The 26,172-nt window shown below is 40.0% G+C and carries 24 protein-coding genes; 7 read left to right on the forward strand and 17 right to left on the reverse strand.

The genetic code is table 11. From position 1 onward, the window contains the following. Positions 1–24 precede the first annotated feature (24 nt). The 5 genes from MKX73_RS01400 to acsA form a co-directional block, all read right to left on the reverse strand. On the reverse strand, positions 25–1,176 hold the full coding sequence (locus MKX73_RS01400) for an acetylornithine transaminase (protein ID WP_340715999.1): 1,152 nt from the start codon (positions 1,174–1,176) through the stop codon (positions 25–27). Then, positions 1,173–1,949, reverse strand: a complete 777-nt coding sequence (argB, locus tag MKX73_RS01405) for an acetylglutamate kinase (RefSeq protein WP_340716000.1) — start codon at positions 1,947–1,949, stop codon at positions 1,173–1,175. The genes MKX73_RS01400 and argB overlap by 4 nt, the downstream gene beginning before the upstream one ends. After that, positions 1,912–3,135: a bifunctional ornithine acetyltransferase/N-acetylglutamate synthase gene (gene argJ, locus MKX73_RS01410; RefSeq protein WP_340716001.1), complete on the reverse strand. Its 1,224-nt coding sequence runs from the start codon at positions 3,133–3,135 to the stop codon at positions 1,912–1,914. The genes argB and argJ overlap by 38 nt, the downstream gene beginning before the upstream one ends. Positions 3,136–3,317: 182 nt before the next feature. Continuing rightward, entirely contained in the window at positions 3,318–4,352 is a 1,035-nt protein-coding gene (gene argC, locus MKX73_RS01415) for an N-acetyl-gamma-glutamyl-phosphate reductase (protein WP_340716002.1), read from the reverse strand. 199 nt (positions 4,353–4,551) lie between these two features. Then, positions 4,552–6,279 (reverse strand): acetate--CoA ligase, encoded by a 1,728-nt coding sequence (acsA, locus tag MKX73_RS01420; RefSeq protein WP_445783300.1) that lies wholly within the window; start codon positions 6,277–6,279, stop codon positions 4,552–4,554. 164 nt (positions 6,280–6,443) lie between these two features. Between acsA and MKX73_RS01425 the strand changes: the two genes are divergently transcribed. From MKX73_RS01425 to MKX73_RS01435, 3 genes are read left to right on the forward strand one after another with little or no spacing between them, the layout of a single operon-like run. Then, the gene (locus MKX73_RS01425) at positions 6,444–7,076 is read left to right on the forward strand and encodes a GNAT family N-acetyltransferase (RefSeq protein ID WP_340716003.1); all 633 of its coding nucleotides are present in this window, start codon (positions 6,444–6,446) and stop codon (positions 7,074–7,076) included. 25 nt (positions 7,077–7,101) lie between these two features. Further along, positions 7,102–7,749 carry an acetoin utilization AcuB family protein gene (locus tag MKX73_RS01430; protein ID WP_340716004.1) on the forward strand — a complete coding sequence of 216 codons (648 nt, stop codon included), beginning with the start codon at positions 7,102–7,104 and terminating at the stop codon, positions 7,747–7,749. Beyond that, on the forward strand, positions 7,746–8,909 hold the full coding sequence (locus MKX73_RS01435; RefSeq protein ID WP_340716005.1) for an acetoin utilization protein AcuC: 1,164 nt from the start codon (positions 7,746–7,748) through the stop codon (positions 8,907–8,909). The genes MKX73_RS01430 and MKX73_RS01435 overlap by 4 nt, the downstream gene beginning before the upstream one ends. A 74-nt stretch (positions 8,910–8,983) precedes the next feature. Here the strand turns inward: MKX73_RS01435 and ccpA are convergent, their stop codons facing one another. From ccpA to MKX73_RS01450, 3 genes are all read right to left on the reverse strand, one after another. Beyond that, positions 8,984–9,982, reverse strand: a complete 999-nt coding sequence (gene ccpA / locus MKX73_RS01440; protein ID WP_340716006.1) for a catabolite control protein A — start codon at positions 9,980–9,982, stop codon at positions 8,984–8,986. A 206-nt stretch (positions 9,983–10,188) separates the two neighbouring features. After that, a complete protein-coding gene (locus MKX73_RS01445; protein WP_340718827.1) occupies positions 10,189–10,950 on the reverse strand; it encodes a 3-hydroxybutyrate dehydrogenase in 762 nt (253 codons plus the stop codon). Positions 10,951–11,076: 126 nt separating this feature from the next. Continuing rightward, entirely contained in the window at positions 11,077–12,162 is a 1,086-nt protein-coding gene (locus tag MKX73_RS01450) for a bifunctional 3-deoxy-7-phosphoheptulonate synthase/chorismate mutase (protein WP_340716007.1), read from the reverse strand. Between the two features lie 177 nt (positions 12,163–12,339). Between MKX73_RS01450 and pilM the strand changes: the two genes are divergently transcribed. Continuing rightward, entirely contained in the window at positions 12,340–14,496 is a 2,157-nt protein-coding gene (pilM, locus tag MKX73_RS01455; protein WP_340716008.1) for a pilus assembly protein PilM, read from the forward strand. 37 nt (positions 14,497–14,533) lie between these two features. Here pilM and MKX73_RS01460 read toward each other — a convergent pair whose 3' ends face one another. From MKX73_RS01460 to MKX73_RS01500, 9 genes are all read right to left on the reverse strand, one after another. Then, positions 14,534–15,016 (reverse strand): YtxH domain-containing protein, encoded by a 483-nt coding sequence (locus MKX73_RS01460; RefSeq protein WP_340716009.1) that lies wholly within the window; start codon positions 15,014–15,016, stop codon positions 14,534–14,536. Positions 15,017–15,056: 40 nt separating this feature from the next. Further along, entirely contained in the window at positions 15,057–15,566 is a 510-nt protein-coding gene (locus MKX73_RS01465; RefSeq protein WP_251686455.1) for a DUF948 domain-containing protein, read from the reverse strand. Between the two features lie 388 nt (positions 15,567–15,954). Next, positions 15,955–17,253 carry a UDP-N-acetylmuramate--L-alanine ligase gene (gene murC / locus MKX73_RS01470; RefSeq protein WP_340716010.1) on the reverse strand — a complete coding sequence of 433 codons (1,299 nt, stop codon included), beginning with the start codon at positions 17,251–17,253 and terminating at the stop codon, positions 15,955–15,957. Between the two features lie 145 nt (positions 17,254–17,398). After that, positions 17,399–20,566 carry a DNA translocase FtsK gene (locus MKX73_RS01475; protein ID WP_340716011.1) on the reverse strand — a complete coding sequence of 1,056 codons (3,168 nt, stop codon included), beginning with the start codon at positions 20,564–20,566 and terminating at the stop codon, positions 17,399–17,401. A 210-nt stretch (positions 20,567–20,776) separates the two neighbouring features. Beyond that, entirely contained in the window at positions 20,777–21,391 is a 615-nt protein-coding gene (gene ytpR / locus MKX73_RS01480) for a YtpR family tRNA-binding protein (protein ID WP_340716012.1), read from the reverse strand. Continuing rightward, complete coding sequence (locus MKX73_RS01485) at positions 21,388–22,203, reverse strand: DUF1444 domain-containing protein (protein ID WP_340716013.1); 816 nt, start codon at positions 22,201–22,203, stop codon at positions 21,388–21,390. Before MKX73_RS01485 ends, ytpR begins: the two co-directional genes overlap by 4 nt. Positions 22,204–22,311: 108 nt before the next feature. Then, complete coding sequence (locus MKX73_RS01490) at positions 22,312–22,830, reverse strand: hypothetical protein (protein ID WP_340716014.1); 519 nt, start codon at positions 22,828–22,830, stop codon at positions 22,312–22,314. A gap of 72 nt (positions 22,831–22,902) precedes the next feature. After that, on the reverse strand, positions 22,903–23,439 hold the full coding sequence (locus tag MKX73_RS01495; RefSeq protein WP_340716015.1) for a DUF84 family protein: 537 nt from the start codon (positions 23,437–23,439) through the stop codon (positions 22,903–22,905). A gap of 155 nt (positions 23,440–23,594) precedes the next feature. Continuing rightward, positions 23,595–24,671: a M42 family metallopeptidase gene (locus tag MKX73_RS01500; RefSeq protein WP_340716016.1), complete on the reverse strand. Its 1,077-nt coding sequence runs from the start codon at positions 24,669–24,671 to the stop codon at positions 23,595–23,597. Between the two features lie 146 nt (positions 24,672–24,817). Between MKX73_RS01500 and MKX73_RS01505 the strand changes: the two genes are divergently transcribed. From MKX73_RS01505 to MKX73_RS01515, 3 genes are all read left to right on the forward strand, one after another. Beyond that, on the forward strand, positions 24,818–25,132 hold the full coding sequence (locus tag MKX73_RS01505) for a peptidase M4 (RefSeq protein ID WP_079528542.1): 315 nt from the start codon (positions 24,818–24,820) through the stop codon (positions 25,130–25,132). A 133-nt stretch (positions 25,133–25,265) separates the two neighbouring features. Beyond that, positions 25,266–25,469, forward strand: a complete 204-nt coding sequence (locus tag MKX73_RS01510; protein WP_339172676.1) for a helix-turn-helix transcriptional regulator — start codon at positions 25,266–25,268, stop codon at positions 25,467–25,469. Continuing rightward, positions 25,469–26,152: a DUF3169 family protein gene (locus MKX73_RS01515; RefSeq protein WP_339195445.1), complete on the forward strand. Its 684-nt coding sequence runs from the start codon at positions 25,469–25,471 to the stop codon at positions 26,150–26,152. Before MKX73_RS01510 ends, MKX73_RS01515 begins: the two co-directional genes overlap by 1 nt. The last annotated feature ends 20 nt before the right edge of the window (positions 26,153–26,172 follow it).

Here is a 26,172-nt window from a genome sequence, read left to right on the forward strand (position 1 = left end):
AGTTGGTGAGATTTTTTAATGCGATTAAATTGATAATTGTTCCGCTCTTAATACATCTTTTAGTAAATTGACTGCTTCATCAATTTCCTGTTCGCTCACTGTTAAAGGAGGTAATAACCGGATTACTTTCGGACCGGCTGCAACCGTCAATAGACCGGCTTTATCCAATGCGGCCACATAAGGTGCCACATCTTCGCCGCCAAGGCTTAGACCAAGCATTAATCCTTTACCTTGAACCTTATATTTATCTTCCGGAAAAGCTTCTTCCAGTTTATTTATAAAGTACGTCGATTTTTGTTTTACATTTTCCAAAAAGGCATCATTGAATATTTGATCGATAACCGTTTGTGCAACGGCAACCCCTAAAGGATTTCCGCCGAATGTCGTGCCGTGTGTACCGGCATTAAATGTGTTAAACAGCTTCTCTGTCCCAAGGATTCCCCCAATCGGGAAACCGCCGCCAAGACCTTTTGCCATGGACACAATATCCGGTTTGATAGCTGTCTGTTCATATGCAAAACGTGTTCCTGTACGCCCGATACCTGTTTGTACTTCATCAACAATGACTAAAATATCCGATGATTGCTGAATTTCATGAATGGCTTGCGCGAATTCATCCGTCACGGGATTTACTCCGCCTTCACCTTGAATCATTTCCAGCATAATTGCAGCAGTATCTGAATCAACCGCCGCTTTTAATGCTTCAACATCATTAAACGGCAATGTCACAAACTCACTTACTAAAGGACCGAAGCCTTTACGTACTTTATCTTGTCCAGTTGCGCTCATCGCACCGAATGTACGTCCGTGAAAACTCTGTTCAAACACGATGATTTTATGTTTCCCTGTATGCTTACGTACTAATTTAATAGCTGCTTCATTCGCTTCTGCACCACTGTTACAGAAAAACGCATAGGATAAATGCAAATCTTTTACTAGTGATGCTGCAAGTTTTTCCTGTCCTGGACTTTCAAATAAGTTACTAATATGCCACAGTTTTTGACTTTGTTTTTGAATAGCTTCAACGATTGATGGATGTGCATGCCCTAAACTACAAACAGCAATGCCGCTCGTAAAATCTAAATATCTTTTCCCTGTCGTATCAAATACTTCTGTTCCTTTTCCTTCGACAATAGCAAAAGGTCTTCTTGCGTAATTTTGGAATAATGCACTCATTTCACTAGCTCCTCACTTAAAATAGTCGTCCCGGTTAAAGTTTCATTAACAATTTGAACAGAAGGAATACCTGCCTTCAAACAATTAAGGGCGCCTTGCACTTTCGGAAGCATCCCGCCGTATATATGCCCTTCGCCAATCCATTGTTCGATTAAGCCTGGTGTCACTTCCGTCTGGTATTCATCCTGTATGCGAATACCGGCAACATCCGTCACTAGCAGGAGACAATCTGCCTCTACAGCCAATGCAATTTCACTTGCCACTGTATCGCCATTAATGTTCAGTGCCTGCCCATCCTTCGTTGCACCGATACAGGCAATAACAGGTACAATTCCAGCTTCCGTCAAAGAATTTAACATATTAATATTAACATGCTTCACTTCTCCTACATATGCGTAAATTTCTTTATCTAAAAATTCACTCTCTAGCAACCCGCCATCAAACCCGTTCAGTCCAATGGCAGAAATATTTGCTGTATGGAGCTCATGGACAAGTGAAGGATTTACTTTTCCGATTAAAGTTGACTGTACAATACCAATCATTTCTTCACTCGTTACACGCAGTCCGTTTATTGTATGTGACTCGATTCCTGCCGCGGCTAATTCACGGTTAATTGCAGGCCCTCCGCCATGTGTAATGATGAGTTGGATACCTTGTTCCTGCAATGCTTTAAAATTGCGAAAGAAGGTCTCATTAAGACCTTCTAATGTGCTGCCGCCAAGCTTGATGACCATTTTACGAGCGGTATGATGCGTTGATTTGAACGTAGTCATAAGTCAAATCACACCCCCATGCAAATCCGTGCCCATTGCCGACTTCCAGTGACACATATATTTTTACTTCATGCTGTTTTAAAATTCCGATGAGTTCTTCTTCGGAAAACTTAATTGGTTCGCCATTTTCCACCATTGTAGCTCCACCAATTTTGATTGTGATTTTATCAGGGTCGATCACAGCTCCGGAATAGCCAACTGCTGCAATAATACGGCCCCAGTTTGCATCACAGCCAAACACTGCTGTTTTCACAAGTGGTGAACCTACTACTGTTTTAGCGATTTTACGTGCCTCTTCATCTGAAACTGCTCCATCCACTTCTACTTCAATCAGCTTTGTCGCGCCTTCTCCGTCACGTGCAATTGACTTTGCTAAATCTTCCGCTACAAGACGCAGTGCTGTGTAAAAGTTTTCCCAGTCCGGATGTGCAGGAGATAGTGGTTCATTTCCTGCTAAGCCGTTAGCCATTACAATAACCGTATCGTTCGTTGATGTATCTCCATCAACTGTGATCGAGTTGAATGTGCAATCCGTTACACTCGATAATGCTTTTTGCAGATCTTCTGATTCAATATTGGCATCTGTTGTAATAAACCCGAGCATTGTGGCCATATTTGGTTCAATCATCCCAGAGCCTTTCGCTGTTCCTGAAACAATTACTTCCTTGCCATCAATGATCGTTGCATAAGTTGTATTTTTCATTACTGTATCTGTCGTTAAAATAGCCTGTGAAAAATCAATTCCGCTTTCTAGCTTTGAATCGGGATTTAGTAGTTCCACACCTTTTTTAACCGGCTCCATCTTCATGATTTCACCGATGACACCCGTAGAGGCTACCCCTACCAAATTGGATGCAATGCCAAGCTTTTGTGCGGCAAGCAGTTGCATTTCATATGCGTCCAATAAACCTTGTTTTCCTGTGCATGCATTGGCATTTCCTGAATTTACGATGATCGCCTGCATTTTTTTCGTTTCATATACAACTTCTTTTGTTACTTTTAAAGGTGCTGCCTGGACTGCATTTGTCGTAAATACACCGGCAACGCTAGCTGGTACTTCACTAACTAGAATCGCTAAATCTTTTTTCTTATGTTTAAGTCCGCAATGAACACCTGCTGCAGTAAACCCTTTTGGTGATACGATATTTTTGCTTGATAATTTTTTCATCTCTATTGTTGAAGTCATCTAATGACCCTCCCTTAAATTAAAGTCCTCGTCATAATATGCGGGTTGATTTCCATTCCGGGTCGGACGCTTTCCGCGGCGTGGCCTGAGCCTGTAGTCTCAGGCATCACGCTATTCCCGCTGGAGTCGCCTCCCCTCTATTCCAATCAACTTGGTTTTCGTCTATTTCTCATCTTTATAAATTAAATAAAATACGGAACGAGTTGTAAGCCTGTTTGCTGCGGGAGACCGAATTGTACGTTCATGTTCTGGATCGCCTGGCCGGCTGCTCCTTTAACTAAATTATCGATCACACCGATAATCGTTGCCCGGTTTGTCCTTTCATCGAGTTTCACATATATGTCGCAATAGTTCGAACCTTTTACGCGGTTTGTTCCTACTGAGGATGTTTCTTGAATGACACGGACAAATGGATGATTTTTATAGGTTTCTGTTAAACAGTCCACTAATTGTTTTTGGGTTACTCCTTCCGTTACTTGTGCATAGGAAGTTGCTAAAATACCGCGTGTCATCGGGACCAGGTGTGTATTGAACGTAATTGTTGTGTCGATATCGGTAAACATCGAAATCGCTTGTTCGATTTCGGGAATGTGCTGGTGTTCATTAATTTTATAAATCGAGAAACTTTCATTTGCTTCACTGAAATGTGTTGTTTGTGAAGGTTTGTTACCTGCTCCTGAAATTCCGCTCTTCGCATCGATGACCAAGAAGCTCGGATCAATTAACCGATGTTTTATAAGAGGCAAGATGGATAATAGAACAGCCGTTGGATAACAGCCCGGGTTGGCAATTAAATCGGCTTTTTCAATAGCCTGCTCATTCCACTCTGTTAATCCGTATACACTTCGGTCCACTACTTCCTGTGGAGCCGGATTTTTTTTATACCAAGTTTCATAGCTTGCTAAATTTTTCAGCCGGAAGTCCCCGGATAAATCGATTAATTTTGGTCCCCGTTCAACTAAAGAAGGGAAAATCGTACTTGATACTCCAGACGGTGTACTTGCAAATACAATATCGTATTCCGCCAATGCATCATCGTCCAATTTAAGTAATGGCTGATTATAAATATCCGTTAAATGTGGAAATTTATCCGAAAATTGAGTTCCTTCATCAGAGGATGTAAATAATCCAATTTCCTCCACTTCTTTATGATTATGCAAAAACCGTAGTAGTTCTAATCCGCCGTACCCTGTTGCACCAATAATACCTGCTTTCATGTTGTCACCTCGTCATTTTTATATAGCCGAAAAAATTTTTACGAATTTTAAATGATAAAAATAAGTATAAGTATGTATATTTATTTAGTCAACTGTATTTTTATATAATTGTAGATTATTCTAAATTATCGTTAAATAATAATGCAAAAGGCGCCTACATATGTAAGCGCCCCGATTTAAGAAGTACTGGCATATAAAGTTAATCTTCCATTGTTGATAAGTCGCCTGCCGGTAAATCGAGTTCCCACGCTTTTAACACGCGGCGCATAATTTTCCCGCTTCGAGTTTTCGGCAACTTATCTCTGAATTCAATTTCCCGTGGTGCTGAATGGGCAGATAATCCTGTTTTTACAAAGTCCCGAATATTCGCTTCAAGCGTTTCACTAGGCTCTACCCCTTCACGTAATGAAATAAATGCCTTTATAATTTCACCGCGCACCGGGTCTGGTTTACCAATTACACCTGCTTCCACTACATCAGGATGTTCAAGCAGTTTACTTTCCACTTCAAATGGTCCAACTCGTTCTCCAGCCGTCATAATAACATCGTCTACTCGACCTTGGAACCAGAAATAACCTTCCTCATCCTTAAATGCAGAATCTCCTGAAACATACCATTCTCCTTTTAAGAAATAAGATTCATAGCGTTCGGGATTCCCCCAAATTTGCCGCATCATCGCCGGCCACCCTTTTTTGATAGCCAAATTCCCCATCGTATAAGGCGGTACTTCATTGCCTTGATCATCTACAATCGTTGCATAAATTCCCGGCACAGGTTTGCCCATTGAGCCTGGCTTAATATCCATCGATGGGTAGTTGCAGATCATATGGCCCCCCGTTTCGGTCATCCACCATGTATCGTGGATACGATGATTTAAAATCTCCATTCCCCATTTCACTACTTCCGGGTTTAATGGTTCACCAACCGATAAAACGTGACGAAGTGTAGAAAGATTATATTTACCGATAATGTTCGGACCTGCTCCCATCAACATTCGAAATGCAGTTGGCGCACTATACCACACTGTGACACCATAGTCCTCAATTGCTCCATACCAGGCTTGCGGACTGAAGCGACCTCCGATGACTACATTCGTCACACCATTTAACCATGGACCGAAAATCCCGTAAGCTGTCCCTGTCACCCAACCCGGATCGGCTGTGCACCAGTAAATGTCATCCTCTTTTAAATCCAGTACCCACTGTGCAGTCTGGTATTGCTGAACCATTGCATAATGGACCTGCAATACCCCTTTTGGAGCACCCGTTGATCCGGAAGTATAATGCAAAAGGGAGCCATCTTCCTTATCGACCCATTCAATGTCAAAATCCTGAGATGCCTCTGCAAAGTATTTATTAAAATCTAAAATTTTGTCAGTTTCTTCAATATTTTCGCCGACTACAAAAACCGTCTTTAAATGCGGCAGCTTTTCAAGCGGTACTCTGCTCACCAGTGCCGGCGTTGTAATGATTGCGGTCGCCTCACTATCCATTAAGCGGTCATATACGGCACCTTCCATAAATGCTTCAAATAATGGTCCAACAATCGCGCCGATTTTCAATGCACCAATTAAGCTGAAATATAGCTCCGGTGTGCGTGGCATAAAAATAAAAATACGGTCCCCTTTTTTTAAGTCCGCCTTTTCCTTCAACACATTCGCTGCTTTATTCGTATGACGCTTCATATCATAAAAAGAATAGGCTTCTTTTCGGTTCCCGTCACTATAATAAAGAGCGACTTTGTTTTTGCGGTGTGTTGTTGCATGCCGGTCTATTGCTTCATATGCAATATTGACTTTCCCCGTTTCAAACCAAGAAAATGCTGTTTCACTCTGTTGCCAATCATGATTTGCAGCTGTTTCCTCATAATTTTTTAAATTATGTTCCCCTGGAAGAACTGCAAGCTTTTCCATTGTTTTCATCCCCATGAAAAATCCCCTTTCATTAAAAACTACAATCATTTTACAATAAAAATACTATAATAGGCAAAATATTTAAAACTTTCAATCAATTTAGTTACATCTCGCGAATTTAAGCGTATTTTCGCATGAAATAGAGTATAATAGATGTATTAAAAGCAGGTGGTGTGAATATGATTCATGTGAAAAATTATTATCGTCTTGAATTCAAAACGAAGAATGGTAATGTTTTAGTAGAAGGACCTGTTTCTTCCGAAAAACTAGCTGCCTACACATTACATGAAGATTTGAAAGCTTTTAGACCTTCTCATCAGCAGCATGAAGCACTTGTCGGGATTGCCAAGCTGGAGGAAGGGCGCATTATTGTCATTCGACAGGATAACATTGTTGTCGGCTATGTCACGTATCTCTATCCAGATCCGTTGGAACGGTGGTCTGAAGATCGGATTCCGAATATGATTGAGCTTGGCGCCATTGAAGTCATTCCTGCTTTTAGAGGATCCGGCGCAGGCAAAAAATTATTGGAAGTATCATTTATGGATGATGCGATGGAAGATTATTTAGTGATTACAACGGAATATTACTGGCATTGGGATTTAAAAGGAACCGGTTTATCTGTTTGGGAATATAGGAATATGATGGAGAGAATGATGACTTCCGTCAATTTCGAGTATTATGCAACTGATGACCCTGAAATTACTTCCCATCCTGCCAACTGTCTAATGGCGCGTGTAGGGGCACGTGTGGGTAATGAGACATTGGAGAGATTTGACAGACTTCGCTTTAGAAATCGTTTCATGTATTAATTCTTATCACAAAGGGGAATGAACTATGATCGTCGAAGAGATTATGCAAAGAGAAATACATACACTCCTGCCCGAAAACACAGTGCGTGATGCTGTGCGTCTTATGCGGGATAAAAATATTCGCCATGTGCCAATTGTTAACGAAGAGAAACTGGTTGTAGGAATCATTACAGACCATGACTTGAAAAATGCTTTGCCTTCCCGGTTGCGCGAAGAGCCTGACTCTACGATTTATGATGCTCCAATTGAGAAAATTATGGTCAAAAATCCGATTGTCGGCCATCCGTTAGACTTCGTTGAGGAAGTGGCCATGACTTTTTATGATGCTAAAATCAGCTGTTTACCTATTGTTACTGCCGGAAAACTGATCGGCATCGTAACGACGACAGATTTACTATATACTTACATCGAATTAACAGGCGCACATAAACCCGGTTCTAAAATTGATATTCGGGTAAATGACAAACCCGGCATGCTTTTTGAGATTACGAAAGTATTCCATGAAAACAAAGCAAATGTACTAAGTGTTCTCGTATATCCTGATGGTGAAAATGTGAAGTCCCGAATTGTAAGTGTCCGTCTGCAAGTAATCAATCCGCTGCATATTATTGAAGAGTTGCGAAAGCAAGGATACGATGTATTGTGGCCAAACTTGCCTGGCGTTACATTATGAAAAAAGCTGTATTTATTTATTCTCCAGAACAACTCACTTACAAATTTTCGGACACACACCCGTTTAACCATAAGCGATTACACTTAACAATTGATTTACTGAAAAGTATAGGTGCCCTTCAGGATGAGGATATCGTCCCTGCTCGTATTGCAACTGATGAAGAAATTGCGCTGGCCCACGACATGCAGTATATTGAAATCGTAAAAAAAGCAGGTCATGGCGAGTTATCTGCGCAGCAAGGGGAACCATATGGTATAGGAACAGAGGATACACCGATTTTCAAAAATATGCATGAAGCAAGCGCACTGCTGGTCGGCGGTACTTTACAGGCGGTCGATCAGGTACTGCAAGGTAAATCACAGCACGCATTAAATTTAGGCGGCGGACTTCATCACGGTTTCCGTGGTAAAGCATCCGGGTTTTGCATTTACAATGACAGCAGTGTAGCGATTAAATATATTCAGGAAAAGTACGGGCTGCGGGTTTTATATGTAGATACTGATGCCCATCACGGTGATGGCGTCCAATGGTCCTTTTATGACGACCCGAATGTATGTACATTATCGATCCATGAGACAGGACGCTATTTGTTTCCGGGTACAGGCAATATAACAGAGCGCGGGAATGGTGAAGGGTACGGGACTTCTTTTAACTTTCCGATTGATGCGTTTACGGAAGATGAGAGCTTCCTGGAAATCTATGAACAGTCAATGCGGGAAGTTTTTGAATTTTTCAAACCGGATGTCGTACTGACACAAAATGGTGCAGATGCCCATTATTTTGACCCGCTCACACATTTATACGGGACAATGAACATTTATAAAGAAATACCGAAGCTTGCGCATAAATTGGCACATGAATACTGTGATGGTCGATGGATTGCAGTTGGTGGCGGCGGCTATGATATTTGGAGGGTCGTCCCGCGGGCTTGGTCACATATTTGGACGGAAATGACCGATCAGCCTGCTCCGACTGGACCGTTACCTCAGCAATGGCTTGATAAATGGCAACCGGAATCACCTGTTCCGCTAATCCCGACTTGGAATGATCCACACCCTTTGTATGATCCTATTCCGCGTAAAGCAGAAATTGAGGAAAAAAATGCACGAATGCTTGAAAAAGCACTACATATTATTCGTACGGAAAAAAATCGTTCGTAATTTTTGTTATAAAGAACTGACAACATTATAAAGATATAATAAAAGCGCCTGTCAGCTGTTGACAGGCGCTTCTGCTATTTACTCGAACCGCGCTTTTCTATACGGTGAGGCAAGATGACATGTTGCTGTTCAACTTCCTCTTTGTTCATATACTTCGTTAATAAGCGCATCGCGACTGCTCCAATATCGTATAAAGGCAATACAACACTTGTAAGTCTAGGTCGTACCATGCGCGCTAGTTTTGAATTTTCGAAGCTAATGATTTCAACATCATTCGGTACATTTTTTCCGCTATCTTGAATACCATGTACCAGTCCAATTGCAAGCTCATCATTCCCGACAAAAATGGCTGTAGGCGGCTGCTGCAGTTCACTTAAATTCTCCCAGCTTTCCAACCCGTCATCATAAGAGCCATCTCCGGCAACAATTAAAGCATCATCTATTTCAATATTTGCTTTTTCAAGCGCATCTTTATAGGCTGCAAGTTTATGCTGACCATTCACTGTATACTGCAAAGGACCTGAGACAAATGCAATTCTCGTATGTCCATTATCAATTAGTGTTTCTACAGCTTCAAATGCTGCATTATAATAGTCAATGTTTACAGAAGCTACTTTTTCAGTTGAACTGATAGAACCCGCCAATACAATCGGTACTGGACATGCCTCCACCGCGCGTTGAATATTTTCAGTTACCTCTTCACTCATCATCACAATACCGTCAACTTGCTTTCCTAGCATCGTATCAAGTAAAGACAACTCTTTTTCTTCGTTTTGATCTGAATTTGCTAAAATAATATTGTAGCGGTACATTGTCGCAATATCTTCAATGCCTCGTGCAAGCTCAGCATTTAAATTATTCGAAATATCAGGGATGATGACTCCTACTGATGTTGTTTTTTTGCTTGCTAAGCCACGTGCTACTGCATTTGGACGATATTCAAGACGCTCAATCACTTCCAACACTTTTTTTCTTGTTGCAGGCTTAACATTTTGATTTCCATTTACTACGCGAGATACGGTTGCCATTGATACATTCGCCTCACGTGCAACATCATAAATTGTGACAGTCAAAAGTTTCTCCCCCTTTAATCATAGTGATCCATTTTTTTATAAACGACTAGTTGAACTAATTGTTATGTATAGCTTCATCATATAATATTTTCATTTCTATTTTCAATCTAAAACCTAGTGAATACCTGGTTTTTTCAGCAATTGTCTTAAATTATTCAAAAAGTGTGCTATCAAAACGATAGCACTTGTTTAAATCTGCTATTTTTTTATTGAACAGTGTAGCCTCCATCCAATACTACTGCCTGTCCTGTCATTCCTTTTGCTGCATCACCGCATAAATAAATGACCAATGCTGCAATTTCGGAAACATCAATGAGCCGCTTTTGCGGTACTAAAGGATAGAGTACTTGTTCCAATACATCTTCAACCGGTATGTTTCTGGTTTTCGCTAAATCGTGAAATTGATTTCTTACTAATTTTGTATCGACATAGCCAGGACAAATTGCATTCACGGTTATCCCGTTTGCAGCCGTTTCAAGTGCCGCTACTTTAGTTAACCCAATCACACCATGTTTAGCGGTATTATATCCCGCTTTCCCTGCAAAACCGACCAAACCGTTAATGGAAGCGATATTAATTATTCTGCCGAAATTTTGCTTTTTCATAATAGGTAACACATACTTCATAAAAATAAAAGGCCCGATAACCATTACTTTCTGCATCAATTCAAAAATTTCCGTATCAAATTCCTCTATCATGGATACATGCTGAAAACCTGCATTGTTGATCATGATATGTAGTGCACCAAACTGCGAAATAACTGTATCGATCGTTTCTTTAATTTGGTCTTCATCGCTGACATCACATAATAGATACTCCAAATCCGGTCTTTCAGTAACGGCTTCTTTCAAACTTTCTTCATTTTTATCGGAAATGATAACTTTCATTCCACTATTTGAAAGTTCTTTCGCAATTTCAAAACCTATTCCTTGTGCAGCCCCTGTGATCAACGCAATTTTTTGCACTATGCCGTTCCTCCTTATATAAGGTATTTAGAAAAAATTGTAATTTACTGTGCTGCATTCGTCAAATTAAAGCACGCAGAAATACATAAAGGCCCATGTTGAAATGACTCAACATGGGCTTGTTAATGATTATTTTGACACTTCGTATTGTTTCATGAATTTTAAAAGTTCATCGTAGTAAGCATTGAATGTCGGGATATCCATTTGCTGCTGCTGATCCGATAATGCGATTGATGGATCTGGATGCACTTCCGCCATGACACCGTCTGCTCCGATAGCGATTGCCGCTTTTGAACATGGCAGCAATAAATCACGACGACCTGTAGAGTGCGTCACGTCTACCATTACCGGTAAATGTGTTTCTTGTTTTAAAATCGGAACTGCCGAAATATCCAATGTGTTACGAGTTGCTTTTTCGTATGTGCGAATACCGCGTTCACATAAAATAATGTTTTCATTACCTTTTGACATGATGTATTCAGCCGCATGGATGAACTCATCAATTGTCGCTGCTAAACCGCGTTTTAATAAGACAGGCTTATTCGTTGATCCAGCCGCTTTTAATAGTTCAAAGTTTTGCATATTACGGGCACCGATTTGAATCACATCAATGTAATCCAATGCATGGTCTAAATCAGCAGGTGTTACGATTTCTGTGATGACACCTAAACCGTATTCTTTAGAAACATCTTTAAGAATTTTCAGACCATCCAGACCTAAGCCTTGGAAATCATACGGAGATGTACGTGGTTTGTATGCACCACCGCGGATTAATTTTAATCCTTTTTCCTGGATTGTCGCAGCTACTGCAGCAACCTGTTCATATGATTCAACCGCACATGGTCCAAATACGAAAGAAGGAGCACCTTTACCGATCAATTCACCATTCACATTAATGACAGTATCTTCTGACTTTTCTTTACGTGAAACGAGTAATTCCTTTTTCTTTTCTGCTTCCAATTGTTTAAGCGCTGTTTTGAAGATTTGTTTAAAAATATAATCAACCGTCATTTGATTTAACGGACCATTGTTGTTTTCTTTAATTAAGTCAAGCATATGACGCTCGCGTAGTGGATCATAGCGATTGACACCTTGCTTCTCTTTAATCTTACCAATTTCTTCTACTACTGATGCACGTTCATTTATTAAACGTAAAATTTCTAAGTTCAAGCTGTCAATCTGGCTACGTAAGCTTTCTAAATCTTGTTGATGCATATTCCTCTACCCCTCTTCTTTGCGTATCCGGCACTTTCAGTTAAATAAAAAGTATGATACATTTTTAAGTAATAATCTTATTATAATCAAACTATTGTAGAATGTCACGCATTTTTAATTTAGCGCTTCAACTCGCTAAAGTATATTGTGATAGTAATAGAAAGGAAGCGTTTTCATATGGCAAACAAATTGTTCGCACTTGATATCGGAACACGCTCCGTTGTCGGCATTATTTTAGAACAGCATGCAGACACTTACCATGTCGCCGATATTTTAGTAAAAGAGCATAAAGAGCGTGCAATGGTTGATGGCCAAATACATAACGTCCTGTATGTAGCGGAGCTTATACAGGAGATTAAGACTGAATTGGAAGATACTCACGGTCCTTTGGAGAAAGTGAGTGTAGCAGCAGCCGGACGTGCCTTGAAAACCGAACAGGCCAGTGTTTCCATATCTATTAAAAACCGACCGATCTTTACGGAAGAAGATATTAACCGTCTGGAACTGCAAGCCGTTCAACAGGCGCAGCAGCAATTATTGCTCCATAAGGAAGATACAAAAAATAATCATTATTACTGTGTAGGCTATTCGGTTTTATATTTCCGTTTGGACGGAGAAGAAATTGGCAGCCTCCTCGATCAGCAAGGCGATGAAGCATCCGTCGAAGTGATTGCCACTTTCCTGCCGCGCGTTGTCGTGGAATCACTGCTTGCCGCATTAAAACGTGCCAATCTGGAGATGGAAGCCCTCACGTTGGAACCGATTGCCGCAATCAATGTACTTATTCCTCCGTCGATGCGCCGTTTGAATGTTGCACTTGTTGATATTGGGGCCGGAACTTCGGATATTGCCATTACAGACAAAGGTACGGTTGTAGCTTACGGAATGGTGCCGACTGCAGGTGATGAAATTACCGAAAGCTTAAGTGACCATTATTTACTGGACTTTCCGGTCGCTGAAATGGCAAAGCGTCAATTGCATACGAGCGAGGAAATTCTCATTCAGGATATTTTAGGATTTGACGAATATTTCCCGCGGGAAGAAGTGATCCAAGCAATATACCCTGCCATTGAAAATTTGGCTAACTCCATTGGAGAAGAAATATTACGGCTAAACAATAACACGCCTCCAAAAGCGGTCATGTTAGTTGGTGGCGGGAGTTTAACACCCCGCTTGCCGGAAGAAATCGGGAAAACATTAAATTTGCCGTCCAACCGTGTAGCTGTCCGTGATGTGAGTGCTATTCAGAATTTAACACGTGCACAGCATATTGCCGCAACGCCTGAACTTGTGACACCGATCGGTATTGCGATCGCCGCACAAAAATCACCGATCCATTACATGTCAATTCAAGTCAACGAACAAATAGTACGATTATTTGAGTTGAAGGAAATGACTGTCGGGGATGCCTTTTTGGCTGCGAACGTCAGAGCAAAACAATTGTACGGAAAACCAGGACACGGTTTGTCGGTTACAGTGAACGGGCAAAACGTTTTCGTGCCAGGTGAGCATGGACAGCCCGCACAGATTATACTGAATGGTAAAAATGCCTCGATTAAGTCCCTTATTAAAAATGGAGACCGAATTGAGCTGATGCCAGGAAGAGATGGGAAAGCCGCATCCGTTACTATAGAGGACATTATTGACCACGCTTCCGTAAAAAATGTGACGATCCAAGATAAGCAATACAATGTTGAACCGAAAGTTTTTGTAAACGGGAAAATTGTAAAACTGGATACTCCTTTACAGGATCGGGACGTAATTGTCGTAGAAACAGTCGAAACGGCTGAAGATGTATTGAAATCATTGCACCAATCCATCTGTATGCAACAGTTCCAATCATATTTTGTTCAGATTGACGGGAAACCTGTATCCTTCCCTGATTTTTCATCACAGCTTTTTATTAACGGAAAGCCGGGAAAACTGCATTACCCTATTCAAAATGGGGACATCATTACATTCGAAGAGCGCCATTTACCGACAGCTGAACAAATTGCAGCACATTTGAATTTGTTATTGGAAGAAAAGGCGATTGTAACGTTCCAGCATGAACAAGTCGAGCTTGTAAAAGTTGCACGAGAGTTCTCGGTAAACGGTCAAGTAGTGCAAAGTGAAGCAACAGTTCCAAATGGGGCGACAATTAATATTATCGCAAAAGATACAGGCAAATGGATTTATCAGGATGTCTTTCGTTTTTCAAACTGGCAGCTTCCTGCATCATTTAAAGGGTCATTTACGATTTTACGTAATGGACAGGCTTCTTCATTTGATGCTGAAATATTCGGTGGCGACCAACTTGAAATTCAGCTTAACGATCAACAGGTTGTTGAATAAAAAAACGGCTCCCAATACTTTTTGGGAGCCGTTGTTCTTATTGTACATCTGTATGGCGTGTTGAGTTTGGTGCGATATCCGGGTCTGTATTTACACTATCCGGATCCGGAGATTCAGCAGCAAGTACTTCTTCATCGACCATTTTATCCAATGGTAATGGCTCTTCACCTTCAGATGAAGCTGTTCCATCATCCATAACTGGTGGTTGTTTCGCTGTTTTCGCTTTAACTTTTTCAACAATTGAAGATGATTGTTCTTTTAACTGCGTCGAAAGCTGTGCTGTCTTCTCTTTTGCAGTGCCGGAAAGCTCAATGCTCTTATCTTTCAATGTGACAGCTTGTACCGCAACATCATTACGCATTTCACTGCCTGTCTTCGGTGTAAGTAATAAAGCTGTCGCTACACCAACTATGCCGCCTACCAATGCTCCGATAACAAAATCCTTAACATGAATTTTTTCATCATCATAAATCGAATCATTTAATCGGTTATAATCATAGTTTACGCGTTTTTCTTCCATTTTAAAAATTCCCCCTTGTTATTGAATGTTCTTTACCCTTTTACTTACGTTTTAGGAAACCAAACTTCGACTTCTGGCCTAAATTTGGTGGTGTTTCATTTGTTTTAGTACTCGTATAAATAATATCTTCTTCATTAATCGGCTTGCGCTGACGCCATTGGTCTGCAATCCCCATCGCTACATTACTCCACTGGACAACTTGCGCAATCTTATCTTCGTTTTTATGCACTTCTGTTGAAATCGATGTTGTAATACGTTGAACTGATGAATTCAAATTATTCACAGAATCCCCAACACCTTTTACAGCATGCATCACTGAATTTAACTTCTCCGATTTATCTGAAATATCATCTGCCAATGCATTTGTTTTTGTAAGCAGGCTTGTCGTCTCACGTGTAATGCCTTCCATTTGTCCTTCGATACCGGCGACTGTTCCCGCAATTGAATTTAATGTATTCTTTACAGAAAACAATGTCATACCAATACTTACACATAGGACTAAAAATCCGATTGCAGCCACTAATGCCGCAATATAAAGTAATACTTCCATCAAATATAACCTCCTCTATCTAGTTCCATTTATTACATTCGACAAAAATTGCGACAATCCTTTTCCTAGAAAAGCATTTTTTCCGTAAACCCATCTAGAAATACTAGCTTTTCCTGCGTGAATATTGTTAATTTGTTATTTATTTATTCACTAAAGATGAAAGGCTATTTTGTCCATGCTTTCATATTCCCCAATCTATTGATGAATAAAACCCTTTATGAATAGAAGTTCTATCATTTATCCTGCAAGTCCAATTATCACAGGATGTAATATGTTTAGGTAGTGTTCCCCAATCAGCAGGAATTGAAGAAAACCGTACTAATTGAAGTTCACTATATGTATGGAAAAACAGCTTATCCTTTTTATTTTAGGTTAAGCCGTTTTTCAATTAATTCAAAATTGCTTCAAAGGCATCTTGATATTTATGAACATCTCCCGCTCCCATAAACAGGTATACGGCATTTTCATGTTTTTTAAGTTGATCAACTGTTTCGATTGTTAACACAGTACAGCCATCGATTAAGTTTGCTAAATCATGAATCGAAAGTTCTCCCTGTTTTTCGCGTGCCGAACCAAAAATATCGCATAAGTAGGTTGCGTCGGCACCGCTCAAACTATCCGCAAAGTTTTGTAAAAATGCTTTAGTTCGAGTAAACGTATGGGGCTGGAATACCGCTACAACTTCACGATCAGGATATTTTTGGCGCGCTGATTGCAAAGTTGCCGCAATTTCTGTCGGATGGTGAGCATAATCATCCACTAAAATCGCATTGCCCACTTTTGTTTCAGTAAAGCGACGTTTTACACCGCCATAAGTATTAAGGCGTTCTTGAATCAGCTTTGCCGGAACCCCTTCATAATGGCACAGTGAAATTACTGCCAACGAGTTTAAAATCGTATGGTCACCGAATAACGGGATAAAGAATTTACTGTAAAACTCATTACGTACATAAACATCAAATTCCGTACCTTCTGATGTTTTTACGATATTACGCGCTGAAAAATCATTGGCAGGATCAAAACCGTAGTAGACTACTGGCACATTGGCTTGAATTTTCTGAAGCTGTTCATCATCCCCGCAAGCAATGATTGCTTTATTTACTTGTAAAGCCAGCTGTTGGAATGCATCGTATACATCTTCAATGCTCGTGAAATAATCAGGATGATCGAAATCGATATTCGTCATGATTGCATAATCCGGATGATACGCTAAAAAATGGCGTCGATATTCGCATGCTTCCATTACAAAATATGAAGCATCTTTTTTACCTGAACCGGTACCGTCACCGATTAAATATGATGTCGGCATATAACCGCCTACAACATGACTCATTAAGCCGGTCGTAGACGTTTTACCATGTGCACCTGTAATGGCAATTGACGTATAGCGATTGCTGTATTCACCTAAAAACTTATGATAGCGAATGACTTCAACACCTAACTCGCGTGCACGCACTAATTCTGGATGATCATCATTAAACGCATTCCCTGCGATAACTGTTAAACCTTCTTTAATATTGTTTTCATCAAAATTTAAAATTTCTATTCCTCGGTCACGTAATGGCTGCTCCGTAAAATAGTATGTTTCATAGTCTGAACCTTGAACTTGCTCTCCTGCATCAAATAGAATTTGCGCCAGGGAACTCATGCCTGAACCTTTAATACCGGTAAAATGATAGCGTGTCATTATTTATAAAACCCTCCTAGGATACGAAGACCCCATTGAATTATCAATTTATTGTTTCAAAGTATGCCTACATTATAGCACTAAATACACGTTACGATAATTGAACGACAATTCTAATTTTTAAATTGTTCAACTAACTGATGCTTTAGCCTCCGAATTGCTCAAACAGCTCTTCTTCTGTAATATATACATCTCTCGGTTTGCTTCCTTTTGGTTCAGAAACATAACCATGTCGCTCTAACATATCGATTAATCTAGCTGCTCGATTATAGCCAATATGATAACGGCGTTGTAAAAGTGATGTCGATGCTGAGCCTTGTTCATAGACAAATCGGCATACCTCTTCAAACAACTCGTCTTGTTCCTCTATTGTTTCTGAGCGTTTTAGTAATTCTTCCTGTTTAAAAATATATTGTGGCTCGCCTTGTTCACGTACATACTCGATAATTTCTTCGATTTCATCATCTGTTACAAATGTACCTTGAATACGGGTTGGAGCCGACATTCCATTTCCTAAATATAGCATATCTCCGCGTCCCAGCAATCGTTCCGCGCCCTGTGAATCCAAAATTGTGCGAGAGTCGATTTGTGATGATACCGAAAAGGCGATACGCGTTGGAATATTGGACTTTATCAGACCAGTTATAACATCTACGGATGGGCGCTGTGTAGCAACAATTAAATGTATTCCTGCAGCACGGGCCTTCTGTGTAATTCGGACAATGCTGTCTTCCACATCCTGTGGGGACATCATCATTAAATCCGCCAACTCATCGATGACAATTAATAGATATGGAAGCTTCTGTGCATACATACCATTTGCATCACACATTTTATTATATGCTTCTATTTTACGTGCACCGCTGTGCATAAATAACTCATAACGTCTTTCCATTTCCTCTACTGCCCATTTTAACGCTGCAGTTGCTGCTTTAACATCGGTAATAACAGGGCTGACTAAATGCGGAATATGGTTAAATGGCGCAAGTTCTACCATTTTCGGGTCAATCAGCATAAGCTTTAGTTCATTCGGATTTGCTTTATACAGCAGGCTGACTAAAATCGAGTTAATACATACTGATTTACCCGATCCTGTCGCACCGGCGATCAGCCCATGCGGCATTTTCCGTAAGTCGATTGTGACCGGCTTCCCTGTTAAATCCAAACCAAGTGCTGCCTCCAATGGTGAATCCGAATCTTTAAATGATGCTGATTCTGTCACTTCCGAAAGTCGCACCGAACGGGAAATCCTGTTTGGAATCTCAATCCCGATTGATCGTTTCCCCGGAATTGGCGCGTCAATTCGAATATCTTTTGCAGCCAATGCCAATTTAATATCATCCGTTAAATTGCGGACCTTGCTTACCTTCGTCCCGTGCCCTACTGTAATTTCAAATTGTGTAACAGCCGGTCCTTGAACGATCGATTCAATTTGCGCCTGAACTTGGAAATGCGATAGTGCTTCCACTAAATTTTCGCCTTGTTCATCCATCCAGTCGCGGTCTTCCACCATTTCCTCCGGCGGTACTAAATATTCAAGAGGTGGTTTTACATAAGGTATTCTTTTAACTGGAGGTGCTTCTATTACGGTCTCAGCTTCCTCTGCTATCACTTCTTGCATAGAAGGTCCTTTTACATCTGCCGTTTCTTCAACAATCGGCTCTTCCTCTTCTTTAACTGCCGGAAGTTCTGTCACCTCTTGGATTTCAGGCACTTCTTGAACGTTCAACGTTTCCGGAACTTCTTCTACGACAGCTTCCGTAGTTGAGGCTACTTCTAATAGCTCTTCTACTTTTGCAGGTATATCGGATTCTCGTTCCAGCAATCCAACAGATGTAGAAGTCGTTGTCCGCATCGTTTGCTCTTCAAACTGATTAGTCGGTTCATGCTTCACAACCTGCTCGTTAAAAGTAATGACTTCAGCATTTACCTGTTCTTGTCGTGCTTCATTTTGAGATCGCTCTATTTCTTGTTTAACAGTTTCTGTTTCATCATTGTGCTGCGCTGTATCCTCTTGTTCTGTATGAACTTCATCCGTCTCTATGGCCGGATGAATAACGGTTTCCTGCTTTACTTCGTCTACTTTATTTTTTTTACTTCGCATGCGGAGCTGCTGTTCGACGAATTGCTTCGTCATCAGTTTTTCCTTGTCTGACTTCAGCATCACTACATTAAAAGGAACACGGCTTCTCGTACTGATCGGCTGTACTGGATCCATTTCTTCCTTCTGCTCTTCAATTACAACCGCTTCTTCAGATGGGGGCATTTGCTCCACATTTAATTGACCGATATGAATGGTCGAATTTTCAATCGTTACATGCTTTACTTGTACGTCATTGATTGTTTCAGCAACGGAAGATTCGTCTTCTACAGCCTCTTCCACTTCATTGTCCACCTCGATAACCGCTTCCGTACGTTGTTCAAGTACCGCTTCTTCAACGGTTTGCTGTTCTTCCTCGGCTGATTCTTCCTTTTCAGCTAAAATCACTTCTTCTTCTGGTTCAGGTGCAGGTTCAGTTTCTGATTCAAATAATTCAGTTTGTACAATATCTTCTTCCAATAACGGCTCGTGTATTTCTTGTTCAGGCTCTGCAACAACCTGTTGTTCTTCCTCGATTGATGGTATAACAACCGGTTCAGTCGGCTGTTCTGCCGTTTCAATATTTTCTTGTTCAATTATTGATGGATGTTCCTGGTCTTCCTTATTAAGCTTTTCATCCTGCTGCTTTTCAATTAATTTTTCTATTGAGGACGGCTTTTTAAAACCATGTACAGGCGACGGAACATCTGTAGGAATAAAACGTTTCCTAATTTCGATCGGTTTTAAAATTTGTTTATTTTCAGTTCTTTCTGCACGGACAGGCTTATTATGACGTATTGCTTCCCGTTCTTCTTTTAAATTCGGTAAACGGCGGACAGGATCCCTTGTATGCACGACATTTGTGTGGCCCTTCCCTTTACGGCGGCGTTCCAGTAAATCTCGTATACCGGATACTTCGACATCATATACTTCCTTGGCTGTATGCTTTTGCAAATAATTTGGTAATGTCAGTTCTTCTTTATCGTCATCATAAAAGCGCGTCGTTTGCCGCTGCTCATCTTTTTGCTTTGCTGCTTCATCATAATCATCTTCTATTAAAGGGAATCGGAATGCTTTTTTCGGTGCGTCAGGTTCTTCATAATAATTTCCCGTCGCCTGTGATTGCTTTGTTTGATCTATTTCATCCGATTTTGGTGATTGTTCATATTCATCATATTCTTCTTCTGAATCCATTTTAAATAGTTTATTAAATTTATTTTTAATCCAACTCATAAATACCACTTCTTTCCTTAAAAACATTGCCGTACAAATTCCACTATTTGCAACGGTCTTTATTCTTATTTAAATTGCTGTGTATAAATAATATACACCTCAAAAGCATATCATATTTGCCGGGTAAATGCGCTTTGTCGCTGATATTTTTAAGGATAAAAAAAAGTTAGTATGAGAGACTCACCTCAACATACTAACTTATCGTACTTATTAACGAGCTGGTACTTCGAATGGGCTTCCTACTTCTGCAGAATCTTCCAGCACTAAAATGCCTTTTACTTCAGGTGCGCCAGGAATTGCCAGTTCACGTGCTGAGCAAAGCATACCGAATGAATCTTCACCACGTAAGTTGCCTTCTTTGATCAATAGACCAGAAGGCATCACAGCGCCGACTTTAGCTACAACTACTTTTTGCCCTGCATCTACATTCGGAGCGCCACAAACGATCTGCAATGTTTCATCCCCGACGTTTACTTTACAGACACTTAGTTTATCTGCATTTGGGTGCTTTTCTTTTGATTCTACATAGCCAACTACAAATTTTGGTGAGAAGTCTACATCTAGAGAAATTTCTGCGCCATTTGCCTTTAAAGCCGCTTCTAATTTTTCTACAAGTTCAGGTGTTACCTCCACATTCCCTGCAACATCCAGTTCTACATACTTGCTGGCATTAAAAAGGTTAAATGCTTTCACTTCACCAGTTGTCTCTTCTTTTAAAATGGCTACATCGCCAGCGCGATCCATCGCTGTTTTTACGATCGGCTCCATTGATAATTGAACTAATAGGACATCTCCTACATGTGCTTTGTTGTAAGCTACTTTCATTTTTCTTCTTGCTCCTTTTTCACTTTGTTTTTCGCTAAAATAAATATTGGTTCTAAATGACCGTTTTCATATACAAATGACAAGCTCGTAATCGGAACTGCACCAACTGTAAAGAAATGCATCGTCATCTGCGCTAATACATCATACCCTACTTCATTCCGAATATCACCAATAATCAGTACATCCTGATGCGGAACAGATACCGTCATTTCGCCTTCAATTTGACTTTCCATTTCCTTTAAAAAGCTTTCGTTTAAAATACGGCTTGCATCATAACCGTCATTCTGATTTAAAAAATAATAAACATTGCCCGAAACTTCATCACGTTTCACAGAAGTCGGCAATTTTTTTACAGAAAAACGTGCAGCTTCGCGTATATGTTCCTCTGTTACATTTAATTTCGATAGCATTGACTCGTCAATTAAACGATATGTTGTCCCTAGGTCAAGCGCATAATAAATACGTGTTTCCGCGGTATGATCTGTCATGACAAATGCATGTCCTTCATTCGACTTTTTAGGGAAAGATGTTGAGCGGATGATCGGATACACAGATGCAAGTCCGCCGAATCCCTGTTCTTTTTCCCGTTGCATTGCTAAAAATGTTTGCTCGATTGTATAAATGACTTCATCGATTGCCTGCTGTTTTTTCTTTTCGTACTTCGTTAAAATTTCGGGTAAAGAGATATCCATTCCCCGCCCGATTTTTTTATGTTCAAGACGTAATTTATCATGCTTTTCATCGAATGTGAATGTAAAGTTCGCCTCACCTAACTTAGCCTTCAGTTCAGCTACTAACTGTTTCGATTCCATTCAACCACTCCTTTATCTAATCAAAAACGGTTCACCAATGTGAACCGTTCCATTTACTTCATCTATTGTAACAAAAAAGCTAGGTGATTACTTTACTCAACGCTCCAACTAGTTAACCACTTTCACCGATTTTACAATTTCCATCATTTCCTTGATTTTATCATCAATTTTTTTATCCTCGGAAATAGTCGACAACTTAACTCCGCCTATATTGACGATCAGTTCATATTTCTCTTCAGGAAATTTTGTAACAGCAGAAAATCCGAAATGGCCATCCGATTCGAATGTTTGCTCTTCAACAATTTCATTTTTGCTTTCCTGCTTTAACAAGTCATACTGTAACTGACTGTCTTCCGGTTCATTTTGATTAACAAATAATATATAAGAATCTTTACCATTCAGAATCGTATAATTCAGTTCATCGATTCCTTTTTCAATGCTATATCCTTTTGGTAAGTATAGCTCTATATGTCCAATCGTTTTGTTTGCTTCGTTCGTTTCGCTGCTAAACGTTTTTTCAGCATTTTGCATCCCTGCTTGTGCCTGTTCTTCGACTGTTTGGCCGCATGCTGATAATATAACAACAAGTGAAGTTAGCAAAAACGCATGTATCCATTTACGACTCATTGTTTTCCCTCTCTTTCAATCGTTCCATCAGTATCATAATAATTTTACGAGCCGTAATGCAACGAATGTGCTCTACATCTGGTCCTTTTGCTCTTTATTTATTTTAAACAGAATTTGACCAACTAATAATTTGACGATATGTTCAAACATTTCTTGGCGGTCGATCAAATTATTTGAGAAAATACCGACTGCTCCCTGATGATGGCGAATATTTTCGCTATTTGTATAGACGTCCATCACTGGTCCAAGTTCCTTACCCATACGAAGCTCCTGAGCAATCTCTTCCGGTAGGGCAAACTGAGCACCGGAGCTGGCAATGACTGTCCCATCCTTTAAAACAGCAGCCCCCCAGTTACAGCAATACATTGTTCCTTCGATTTCATCGACGCCACCTTCAAGTCCAAATGTCATATCCGCATTTGTCAGCATCATTGTATGGCGTGCACGGTTGATCGCACCTTGTCTTGTTTCTTCATTTGAAAAGGGCTGAATCGATACATCTGAAGGTACTTCCATATTTTCGATTATGGCTTCAGGTAAATACTGTTTGACAATTGCTTCGACAGCACCTAATTTCGCCTTATTTTTCGATCCGACTGCTACTCTCATTATTTCATCTCCAAGCTGTTCGTTTTTAAACGGTCTCCACCTCAATAAATGGTTTACCGATTGTATGTAAGTCACGTTAGACTTATTGTCCGCAACTAAAAAACAAGAATGCGATAAATTCGCATCCTTGTATTATAATATAATATCGAATTTTTTTATACGTTTGCACGAATAGTTTCGACTGTAGAACGGTCTGCTGTTTGAATTAATTTCACTAACAGTTCTTTAGCTGCTGCATAGTCATCCACATGAATAATAGAAGCAGATGTGTGAATATAACGTGAGCAAACCCCGATTACTGCTGAAGGAATGCCGTCATTTTGAGTGTGCACACGTCCTGCATCTGTACCACCTTGAGAGACGAAATATTGGTATGGAATATTGTTTGACTCAGCTGTGTCCAGCACAAATTCACGCATACCACGGTGTGTTACCATTGAGCGGTCTAAAATCCGCAGTAATGTTCCTTTACCTAGTTGACCAAATTCATTTTTATCGCCAGATGTATCATTCGCAGGTGATGCATCCAATGCAAAGAACAGATCAGGCTTGATCATATTGGATGAAACTGCAGCCCCGCGTAAACCGACCTCTTCCATTACATTTGCTCCGGAATAAATATTGCTCTTCACTTCCTGACCATGAATCTCTTTTAAAAGTTCGATGGCTAAACCGCAGCCGTAACGGTTATCCCAAGCTTTTGCCATAATTTTTTTCGGATTGGCCATCGGTGTGAAAGGACATACCGGAATAATGGATTGTCCTGGACGTACACCTAAATCCATCGCATCTTGTTTTGAATCTGCTCCGATATCGATCAGCATATTTTTAATATCCATCGGTTTTGAACGTTCCGCATCCGTTAATAGGTGCGGTGGAATTGATGCAATAACACCCGGAATTTCACGGTCTTTTGTATAAACCGTAACCCGTTGCGCAAGCATAACCTGATTCCACCAGCCGCCAAGTGTCTGGAAACGGATCATGCCGTTTTCAGTAATGGAAGTAACCATGAAAGCGACCTCATCCATATGACCAGCAACTAAAATTTTCGGCGCTTGTTCATCTTTTGCTTTACGCACACCGAATACGCCGCCTAAATTATCCTGGATAATTTCATCAGAATATTTTGCTAATTCGGAGCGCATAAAATTGCGGACTGCACGCTCATTCCCTGGCGCACCAGGCAGTTCTGTTAATGTTTTAAAAAGAGTAAGTGTATCTTGATTCATTCTGCAACACCTCTAAATGTAGATTTGCCTTCATTATATCACAAATTGCAAGCAATATTTCGACTTTCGAACCTTCTATTATTTTTACTCTATTTTCAGAATATGATAAAGTAAATGTAGTCACTATTTTGAGGAGGTATTTTGAAATGAATTTAAAAGACTTTACAATAGGGGTTGTAACAGGGATGGCAGCAGCTGTCATTGTTAAAGAAATGAGCAATCGTGTCGCACCTTTTGCGAATCCAGATCATATTTTAGCCAACATCAAAGATGAATTTAAAAAACATGCACCAATTGATGGTTCCTGGATTTACATGAAAACAGAAAACTTCAGCAATGGCTTTACAGAAACACCGGTCTATCGTGGAGGTATTTCCCGTACAATCAACGGCGAGCTTGAAAACTACGAGTTCGCAGCAGATGCCCGTTCCGGTGCCATTGTAGATATTAAACAAATATAGTGTAAAGGATGCGATGACATAATTTTAGTCATCGTATTTTTTCGGTCAATTATAAAAATATTTTAGTCATTATGACAAGAATACTTGTCAAACTGACTCAACTATTTTACAATCATATACAAGAGGTGAAGAAATGAAAACAAGACTAAAGGAGTTGCGGGCAAGGTATCAGTTAAATCAAACCGAATTAGCAAAACGCGCAAAAGTATCAAGACAGACGATTAGCCTGATTGAACGCGAAGAACTCGTCCCTTCACTATTAATAGCCGTAAGAATATCAAAAATTTTGAACGAACCGATTGATGAGATTTTTATTTTTGAAGAGGAGGAATTATAATGAAAAGAACGTTAAAACAGTTTTTATTTGGAGGTCTTATTGGGGGACTTATAGGATCCTTTATCGTAACAGGCGAATTTACTCTGCCTTTATACGAAATTGCCACAGAAATGACCATTGTATTTTTAGGCATTGCGCTTCTGTTAGCTGTTGGGGGCTACATCAAATTAGCCCAGTTAAAAAGACAATCATTGCAGCAGCTTAGTGGTGAAGACGAAGATTTGCACGAAGAGAATTTATATAAGCTATACAGTGATGCTTCATTGGCAATTAATATGTCATTAATTATCAGTATTGCAGGTGCTTGCGTTGGTATCATTACAGAACAGTCAATTGGTATTCAAATTCTTTCAGTTCCTATTATTTTAATAGCTATTATCGCTATACCATTAGTAGGAAATTATATAAAATATGTGTATCCGTACCGTGAAATCCCTTCTTATAATGATAAACACTATACCAAAAAGATGTTTGAAATGTCCGATGAAGGCGAACGCCATATCATGTTACAAGGTTTATATTCCGCATTTAATTTGACGAATATTTTATTACTTTGTTCATTGTTACTATGCATGTTCTATTCAGTCGCATCCGGTGAATCCCAGCTTTTTGCCATTCTGATCATTGCTTTAATTCTGATCACGGTGAATACAAAATATATACTGAAAGTACGTAACCGATAGTAAAAAGCACCTGCATCGAT

This window comes from Solibacillus sp. FSL W7-1436, from assembly GCF_038007305.1.
Lineage (GTDB): Bacteria > Bacillota > Bacilli > Bacillales_A > Planococcaceae > Solibacillus.